8 protein-coding genes and 1 pseudogene are annotated in these 8,501 nt (G+C 58.7%); 3 read left to right on the forward strand and 6 right to left on the reverse strand.

From position 1 onward, the window contains the following. Window positions 1–992 precede the first annotated feature (992 nt). Window positions 993–1,196: a GYD domain-containing protein gene (locus tag WBG04_RS14160; RefSeq protein WP_424315102.1), complete on the forward strand. Its 204-nt coding sequence runs from the start codon at window positions 993–995 to the stop codon at window positions 1,194–1,196. A 148-nt stretch (window positions 1,197–1,344) separates the two neighbouring features. Here WBG04_RS14160 and WBG04_RS14165 read toward each other — a convergent pair whose 3' ends face one another. Next, window positions 1,345–1,614, reverse strand: a complete 270-nt coding sequence (locus WBG04_RS14165; protein ID WP_424315103.1) for a hypothetical protein — start codon at window positions 1,612–1,614, stop codon at window positions 1,345–1,347. Window positions 1,615–1,754: 140 nt separating this feature from the next. On the opposite strand from WBG04_RS14165, the gene WBG04_RS14170 reads away from it, so the two are divergent. Continuing rightward, window positions 1,755–2,057 carry a hypothetical protein gene (locus WBG04_RS14170; RefSeq protein WP_424315104.1) on the forward strand — a complete coding sequence of 101 codons (303 nt, stop codon included), beginning with the start codon at window positions 1,755–1,757 and terminating at the stop codon, window positions 2,055–2,057. A 66-nt stretch (window positions 2,058–2,123) separates the two neighbouring features. Here the strand turns inward: WBG04_RS14170 and WBG04_RS14175 are convergent, their stop codons facing one another. Continuing rightward, entirely contained in the window at window positions 2,124–2,432 is a 309-nt protein-coding gene (locus tag WBG04_RS14175; protein ID WP_424315105.1) for a hypothetical protein, read from the reverse strand. After that, a complete protein-coding gene (locus WBG04_RS14180) occupies window positions 2,419–2,619 on the reverse strand; it encodes a hypothetical protein (protein ID WP_424315106.1) in 201 nt (66 codons plus the stop codon). Before WBG04_RS14180 ends, WBG04_RS14175 begins: the two co-directional genes overlap by 14 nt. A gap of 153 nt (window positions 2,620–2,772) precedes the next feature. Between WBG04_RS14180 and cimA the strand changes: the two genes are divergently transcribed. Continuing rightward, entirely contained in the window at window positions 2,773–4,341 is a 1,569-nt protein-coding gene (gene cimA / locus WBG04_RS14185) for a citramalate synthase (RefSeq protein WP_424315107.1), read from the forward strand. A 22-nt stretch (window positions 4,342–4,363) separates the two neighbouring features. On the opposite strand, the gene WBG04_RS14190 is transcribed toward cimA, so the two are convergent. From WBG04_RS14190 to WBG04_RS14200, 3 genes and pseudogenes are all read right to left on the reverse strand, one after another. Continuing rightward, complete coding sequence (locus WBG04_RS14190; protein WP_424315108.1) at window positions 4,364–7,678, reverse strand: S41 family peptidase; 3,315 nt, start codon at window positions 7,676–7,678, stop codon at window positions 4,364–4,366. A 176-nt stretch (window positions 7,679–7,854) separates the two neighbouring features. Next, on the reverse strand, window positions 7,855–8,325 hold the full coding sequence (locus tag WBG04_RS14195) for a hypothetical protein (RefSeq protein ID WP_424315109.1): 471 nt from the start codon (window positions 8,323–8,325) through the stop codon (window positions 7,855–7,857). A 21-nt stretch (window positions 8,326–8,346) separates the two neighbouring features. Further along, a pseudogene (locus WBG04_RS14200) lies at window positions 8,347–8,501 on the reverse strand (succinate dehydrogenase/fumarate reductase iron-sulfur subunit); the annotation flags it as partial.

The raw sequence follows: 8,501 nt of genomic DNA on the forward strand, positions 1-8,501 counted from the left end.
ACGTCACCGAGCCGATCACGAAATCCAGATTGGCGGCGATCTCGCGTTCGAGACGTTGCTTCTTTTGCTGCTGATGCCAGATGCTTGTTCCCATATTGTTTCGGTTTGAAAGTAACAGGCGTAGGTAGACGCCTGTTTACTCCAAAACAAAAGCGAAAAATGCAGTGAAAAGCGAAAAACCGACGAAAGACTGAACAAAACATCCCTGAAATCAGCTAAACTGTTACGTCAGTCCAGCTTTATCGGCGGGGTCAGTCCCGCTTTTCAAGCATTCACCTTGTCGCATCTCGACGGTTGACCTCCACCCATCGGCGGGACGGAATTTAGCTCGACCACTCGGGTGCCGCCGGGATCATTGAGGTATGACCCTGTTTGGAATGCTGACCTTGTTCGTCATCATGCTGGCGCTCGCGGCGATACCGAGTGCGAGAGAGTCAGGGGTCAGTGTGCAAATCTTGACAGATCCAAGCGAGCAAGGAGGCCTTCGACAACGGGGCTGGTCCGTGAATTGCGGCATTCGATGAACCGGGCTTCGTGAGACAACGATGGGGTGAATGAGCCGGGGATTCCGCGATTTTTCACAGAAGGAAAGGAAGGGAACAAAGGGGGAGGTTTTTGAGGGTTAGTAGTTCCGCCTTTAGGCGGATTACGAAATACCCCGAGGCACCGCAGCCGCCTGAAGGCGGAACTACGAACGGCTTTTGGCGGAACCGATGGCTGGGGTGCTTCGCGGGTCTGGGGTCGGTCCTTGCGTGGTCTGGGGTCGGTCCTTTTTTCCGGGGAAAAAGATGCTAGGCAAATAATAGATGCGGAAAATAGATGCCAGACAAACAATGGCTGAAGAACCTACGGATCGGTGATGCGGACAGCGGGCCGTTCGTGAGGGGTTTCTTCAATACGGTCGACGGGATTGTGTTTGAATCGGCACGGGAACTGGACGGGCAGAAGTACACTGGGCACCACGGCGTGGGCTTTGGCGGGGGCGACAACGTGTGCATGAATTTCGATTTCCGGACGCGCTTTACTGGACGACCGGCCCCTATGATGGATTGATTTCGTTCGACGCGCCTGACGAAGAAACCGTAGATGCCCTGATGCTGGAACTCAATTCGAGTGGAAGGGTCAGAACCCAGACCATGCGGGCGCTTGACCGTGCCGCATTTTCCGTCGTTCTCGACAAAGCCAAAAAGGGCTGAGGCCCCCGAATTTTCACGGGGGGGTGAATGAAGGGGAACCGGCGGGATCGGTGAGTTCGGATCTGTCGCTTCATGTCCAAGGCGCCTGTGGTGAGAGCCAACTTTGCCTGGGTCGTGGGGTCCCGATTTCGCGGACCCACGACTTGGGTCAAAAGCCTCGAATTCGCGAAGGAAGCACGAGCAGGATTGAGAGCAGGCAGCCGGTCAACCAGAAGCTGAACCCACTGGGGAAGACATAGGGATAGAGCATCAGCGCGAATCCGATGACGGCTGGAGGCCAGCTTTCCCTCAACTTGCCGTAGGCGACGGCGATCGTGCCGATACTTCCAAACACGATCCAACCGATCACGGTGGATGCGGCGGGGAGTTCGAAGCCTTGAGCCAGCGGCATGATGAGCATTCCGTGAGTTTCTATCATGATCGGCCACCGAAGCGATCTCGAAATTGGCGGCACTTTCGCGTGAGCGGGTGTTGATGTTAGATCGTTCGGGTGGAGGGAAAAGATCAGCCTCGCATTCCGAGATTATTTGGAGATCCTCGAGGGCGTTTCAACCCGCCATGACGACTCAGGAAATCCAGCAGCATATCAACGCAGCGGTTCGTTCGAAGTTCGACGAATCCACTTCGGAATCTCTGGAAATGATGACGAGCGAGGGAGGCGATGGTCGGTTTATGGGCAGGGTCATTGCCACGCGGTATGCGGGTCACCCCGAGGTGGAGGGGGTTTTCCTCGCAATCGGGAAAACGGAGAGAGGGGTTCAGATCGTGAAGTTCGGCATGTCGGAGTCTCTCAATCCCGAGCCCAGCGATCTTGATTTTCTGCTGCGCAAAGAGTTGGGGATTGAGCGGGAGCAGACTTGAGGCCTGCTGCTGGAGCACCGGGCCGGGAATAGAAAGCGCGACCCTGAAGGTGGCAGGTCAGGGAACTCAAACGCGGGAGAAGATCGCCTTCATGGGCGTCGGCCTGATCTTGAAGTTCCCCCCATCCGCGATGACGCGGGCGATCGGCATGGAGCGCAAGGCGATGATCGTGGGTGGGATTTCCGTGAATTCGATGGGTGTGCGGGCAAGCTCCGGTAAAATCTTCGAAACGGATTTGCGCAGGTGAAGGAGGGTCCGCCATGAAGCGATACGGAGGACCAAGCGCTCGGCCTGGCCCTCAACGGTCATGCGGTAGGAACCCGAGGTAATGGTGAGACTCCCACTGATCCGGGGAAAGGGCCTACTCGGAGACATCACGGGTGCGGATCTTTAGAGTTCCGCTTACTTTCCAGGGTGTGTGGGTGACATTGTCGCCGACCCGGTCAGGGACATGGACTTCGAGGTCCTTGGCTTCGTAGGTGATTTCGGCGCCGCGTCCGGTCAACCGATCGTAGAGGGCTATCGCAAGGTCAGGCCAGGTCTGTGGATGGGAATCATTCATTTCGCCTCATGGGTCGCATCGATTTGGAGAGGGACAAGTGGGAATCCGCGTCGGCCCGCGCCTTTAGTCAGCGTTTCCCCCGGGAAATGATGCCCGTTTCCCGGGTTGCCCATTGGGAAAGTCGGTTCTAGGCTCCGCGCCCCGCCACGGACCATGAAAGCTGTCACCATTTACGATACGACCCTGCGCGACGGTACGCAGGGTGAGGGATTCCAGCTGTCGATGCTCGACAAGCTGCGAATCGCCAGGCGTCTCGATGAATTCGGTGTGGACTACATTGAAGGCGGTTGGCCGGGGTCGAATCCGAAGGATGTGGAGTTCTTTCAGGAGGCGAAGAAGCTGGACCTTAAGACCGCGAAGCTGGCGGCCTTTGGTTCGACGCGGAGGGCCGACATCAAGGTCGAGGAGGATCCGCAGGTGAGGCTGCTGCTTGAGGCGGAGACGCCGGTGGTGACGATTTTCGGCAAGAGCTGGGAGCTGCATGTGACCGAGGTGCTGCGGACGACGGCGGAGGAGAATCAGGCGATGATCCGCGATACCGTGGCTTATCTGGTGAGCAATGGCCGCGAGGTCGTTTATGATGCGGAGCACTTTTTCGATGGCTACAAGGATTCGCCGGAGCATGCGATCGCGACGCTGCAGGCGGCGGCGGATGGCGGTGCGGCGGTGCTGGTGCTTTGCGATACGAATGGCGGCACGCTGCCGTCCGAGGTGATGGAGATCGCGACGGCGGTGAAGGAAGCGATTCCGGGCACGCCTTTCGGGATTCATACGCACAACGACTGCGAACTCGGTGTGGCGAATGCCATCGCGGCGGTGAAGGCCGGAGGCGTTCAGGTCCAGGGAACGATCAATGGCTATGGCGAGCGGACGGGCAATTGCAATCTCACTTCGGTGATTCCGATTCTTCAACTGAAGATGGGAATCAAGGTGATTGAGGATCTAACAACCCTGCAGTCGCTGTCGTTCTTCGTTGATGACGTTTCCAACAATCCGAATTTCGCGCGTGCTCCCTTCATTGGCAGGACGGCGTTTGCCCACAAGGGCGGGATGCACGTCAATGCGGTGCAGAAGCTCGCCCGCAGCTATGAGCACATCGAACCGAAACTGGTGGGCAACTCGCAGCAGATCCTGGTTTCCGAACTCAGCGGCCAATCGAACATTCTGATCAAGGCGGAGCAGTTGGGGATGCCGCTCGACAAGGGCTCTGCCGAAGCGAAGAACGTGCTGAGCCGGGTCAAGGGACTTGAGAATGAAGGCTACTCGTTCGAGGCGGCCGGAGGTTCGCTGGAACTGCTGATTCGCAAGGAATTGGGGCGCTATGAAAAGCCATTTGATTTGAAGGAATTCCATACGTCCTACCGGCTTTATCGCGACGGCCATCAGCCGGTGTGCGAGGCGACGGTCAAGGTCTACGTGGGGGACGAAGGCCACTACACGGTGGCGGAGGGGAATGGTGTGGTGAACGCCTTGGACAAGGCGCTGCGCAAAGCCTTGCTGCCGTTCTATCCTGAAATCGAGGAAGTTTCCCTCACGGACTACAAGGTGCGGATCATCGACGGTCACGACGCGACGGCGGCGAAGACGCGGGTGCTGGTGGTATCGACCGATGGCGAGAAGAGTTGGGGCACGATTGGAGTTTCCGAAAACATCATCGAGGCATCGTGGATTGCGATCGTCGATAGTATCGACCTGTTTTTGCAGCGCCGGCGGAAAGCCTGATTCCGGCTTTGTCGCTCCTTGACTAGCGATTCCGGTAGTGAGGTTTGAACGGTTTGTGGACGGCCGAGGCCACATCTTCGAGCAGGGTCTTGACGCTTACTTCAAGTTGCGGATCACGGCCTGCGATCAGTTCGTCCGGGCTTGCCCAGACCATGATGTCGGGGACGGCACCGTTCATTTCCATGTCCTCTCCGGAATCGGGAAGGAACCAGCCGCGGAAGGGGACGCGCAGGGTGCCGGCATCGAGGATGCGGTCCTTGCCGGCCGAGATCACGCCACCGGCGGTGGTGACGCCGACGAGCTTGCCTCGACCCAGGGTCTTGATCGCGTGGGCGAAAATCTCGGCGTTCGAGTAGGAATTCTGGTTGCAGAGGACGACCAGTGGTTTGTGCCATGAGGCGTAAACCTTGCGGTCCTGCGGGTAGCCCGGGCCACCATCGCGGGGAATGGTGACGGCGTGTCGCGGCTGGCAAAGCACGGTGAGCAGGTGGTCGGTGATCATGCCGCCACCGTTGTCACGGATGTCGATGATGAGACCATCCTTGCCGTGACCGGCAGCGTAGATTTCCCGTTCGAACTGTTCGAACTCGTCCCAGAACATCCGTGCGATGTGGACGTATCCGAGCTTGCCATCGGAGAGCTCTTCCACCTTTCGACGGTTGTTGATGACGACTTCGGCTTCGGCCAGCTCGGTCGCTTTCTCGTAAGAGATGGGTTCGAGTTCGTGGTGGTGCTCCGTGCCTTGGTCATCGCGGACCGTCAGCTCGATGCGACGGTCCATGCGGCCATTCATGAAGCGATGGAGCGGCGTCGAGCCGTCGACGCGGCGGCCATTGACGCGGACGATGGTGTCGCCGGCGCGGACGGGTGGGTTGCAATTGGCGGCCGGGCTGTCGGCGATGACATTTCTAACAAACAGGGGATCGCCGGGGCCTTTGCGACCGAAGCGAATGCCGAGGTGCCGGGTGGTCTGGAATTCGGCTCCTTCGTTTTCCCAAGGCTCGGGCCATTCGGTGGAGAGGAAGGTGAGATGGGAGGCATTGAGTTCTCCGAGCAGCATGCCGACGACCCGGTCGAAGGTGCGGGAGTCGGGAGCGTTGGCGGCGATCTCTTCATACTTGCCGAGCATTTTGTCCCAGTTCAGGCCGTTCATTGTCTCGTCATAGAAGCGGTCGCGAAGGGTGCGCCAGACGATGCGGAAGCTGAGGCGTTGATGGGCGACTCGATCGCGCACCATGCGTGTGGAGATCCTGTATTTGGTGAGCTTGCCCTTCTTGAGAATGGCGGGAGCACGGTCGACAATCCACAGCAGGGATCCATCAGGCTCGACTCGCAGAGGCAGGCCGCGGTTGTCGGAGATGTCCTCCATTTTGGCGGTGGCACGGGCGTCGATGCTGTAGAGTGTATCGTTCGAGCTGTTTTTCGACTGGAAGTAGAGCGAGTCGGAATCTTCGGACCAGATCACGCGTTCCGGTTCGATGCCGCGAGTGTTGAGGCGAACGATGCGGTCGCTCAGGCCCTCGAAGTCGATTTTCAGCCGCTTGGATTTTTTCCGGGAAGGTGCAGTCGGGCCCGGGCTCGAAGGCTCATCTCGAAGTTCGGTGTCGGCAGGTTCTTCCTTGGTGGGTGCGTCCTCGCTCTCAGGGCTGTCTTCCTGCTGATAGAACGGGTCATCGCGCATGATGGCTTCCGCCTCGAGTTCGCGGCGTGTGCGGGAACTGCGAACGGCTTCTTCGAGCTTCAGGTCGACGTAGAAAAGTCCCATTTCGTTGTTCAGGCGGCGGCCGGTGAAGGCGATCTTGCGACCGTCCGGCGACCAGCGCGGCGAGCCTTCGAAATCGGGATGGCGGGAGATGTTGAAGGGCTCGAGGGACCCGTCGGTCGGGACCACGTAGATGTCGCGATTGAAGTTCTGGTCCTGGGCGGCGAAGACGATCCATTGTCCGTCGGGGGACCAATCAAAGGTGGGTGCGTCCCAGCATTCGAACAGGACCTGCGGGGACTTGCCGTCGATATCGGATATCATGAGGTCACCGCTGCCCGAGATCCATGCCAGATGGGTGCCTTTGGGGCTGATTGAGAAGCGTTGTTTTTTCTCAGGGCCGAAGGTGACTTGTTCGGTGAGGAAGGATCCGGTACGCCACCAGAATTCGTCGGGGTTCTTGCGTGAGATCCGCCAGATGTTGGACTCGATGCCGTCGTCGAAGAGGTAGTAAACGTATTTTCCGTCGGGGGTGAAGGCGGGATCATCTTCGAGACCATCGGTTTGGGTGATCCGGTTGGGCTCGCGCAGAATGGTGTCCATGGCCCAGAGTTCTCCCTCTGCCTTGAAGACGATCTCGAGTTTGCTGGGGGAGAAGTCGGCGTCCACCGTGCCGGTGATGTTGCGAACTTCACTCGAGGTTTCCGGGAGGTCTTCGGCTTGCCAGATGAGGAGTTTTTTGGGGTCGGCGTCCTTGCCCGGTTGGTAGCTCCAGAGGTCGAATCCGCGGCGGAAGACCATCATGCTTCCATCCGAGGAAAGGGCGGGGAGCATGATGCCATCGCCGCTGAAGTTGGTCAGTTTCCGGTCGTCGTCACCGGCGAGCGAGCGCGACCAGAGGTTGAGGCAGCCGTCGCGTTCGGAGAGGTAGTAGAAGCCCTTGGAATCCGGCCATGGCATCGGTGAGCGGGCTTCGTGATCTTCCTTGATCAGGGAGGTGAAGGTTTCGTTACTAGGTTCGTAGGACCAGATCGAGGAGGCACGCGGTCCCTTGTAGCCCTTGCGATAGAGCTGCTCTCCTTCGCGGCAGAACAGGACTTTCGATCCATCGGGTGTCCATTGGGAGGAGTTTCCCTTTTCGTCGAAGATGTAGGTTTCCGGGGCTTCACGCCGAAGATTGATCTGGATGAGACGGTAGGGTCGGAAACCCGGTTCGTCACGAAGCCCGCGAAGGATGGCGGTGCTGCCATCCGGTGTGATGCATTCAAGCGTGCCTCCTTCCGAGTGGAAGCTGTGCTGGGTGGCAGGGCCACCGTCGACCGGCATGGAGAAAAGCTGCAGCGCGCCGGCACGGGTGGAGCAGAAGTAGATCGTTTTTCCATCCGGGGAAAATTGCGGGTAGCTGTCGCGAGCCGGGTGGGCGGTGATGCGGGTGGCGCGGCCACCGCTGGTCGGCGCCGACCAGAGATCGTCACGCCATTCGAAAGCCACGGTTTTGCCATCTGGGGAGAGACAGGGCCAGCTGGCCATCTGAATCAGGCCGGCACCGTTGGGGAGGCTTTTCTCGTCGGAAGCTGCGTGGAGCAGACCCGGAATGAGGCACAAAAGAAAATGTCGAAGTATTGCGGGCCGCATAGGGTGGAAGACGGTTTTACGCTGAATTGACGGGACTTCTATCGCAGGTATTTAATGAATCCGAACTAATTTAGCAAGCTACCACTTTGCGACATCGAGCAGGAAGGGGGCCAGATGGGACCGTGGGTGCTTACAAACAAGGAGAATATCTGAGAATCAGTGGGTTGGGGCGATATTCAAGCCCGACGATCCGGAGGGGACAAAGCCTTCATTCTTGCCTCAATCTCCAATGGGGCCGCAGCGTAACCGAAGCGGAGACATTCGAAGAGGTAGTGCCACATGAATCCCTGATGCCCGCCGAGGCGCTGGAATTGCAGGGTGTGGACCAGTTCGTGTCGGATCAAGGCAGGGTCCGCCGAGGTGGCCGAAATCCCGCATCCGAGACACATGCCCGATGGATTGAACAGGGGAATTCCGATGTTTTGGGCCAGCTTGATCCAGCGTTTGGCCAGAGGTAGCGGGACTTGGTCGACGATTTCGAGTCGGATGGTCGCGGGTGACTGGATGCCGATTTCTGTAGCAAAGGTGAGCATCGACGAGGGCAGCCGGGACCCGGATTTCAGGATGGAATGCTCGCGGGCGCTGGACCATCTTGCCAAGGCAGGAGCGCAGGCATCGGCGAGAACCTTGGCAGGCAAGGGGAGCATCGGAGGGCCGCCGTTGGCGGCCTAAGTTGGCGCAAGTTCGTCCTTGAGCAGGGCGACGCCGTAGTCGCGATTCATCTGGGCGATGTGATCGACGCTGATTTCCTTCGGGCAGGCCGCCTCGCACTCGTAGTGGTTGGTGCAGCCACCGAAGCCTTCTTTGTCCATCTGCTTGACCA

The organism is Haloferula sp. (assembly GCF_049672945.1).
In the GTDB taxonomy this organism is placed as follows: Bacteria; Verrucomicrobiota; Verrucomicrobiia; order Verrucomicrobiales; family Akkermansiaceae; genus Haloferula.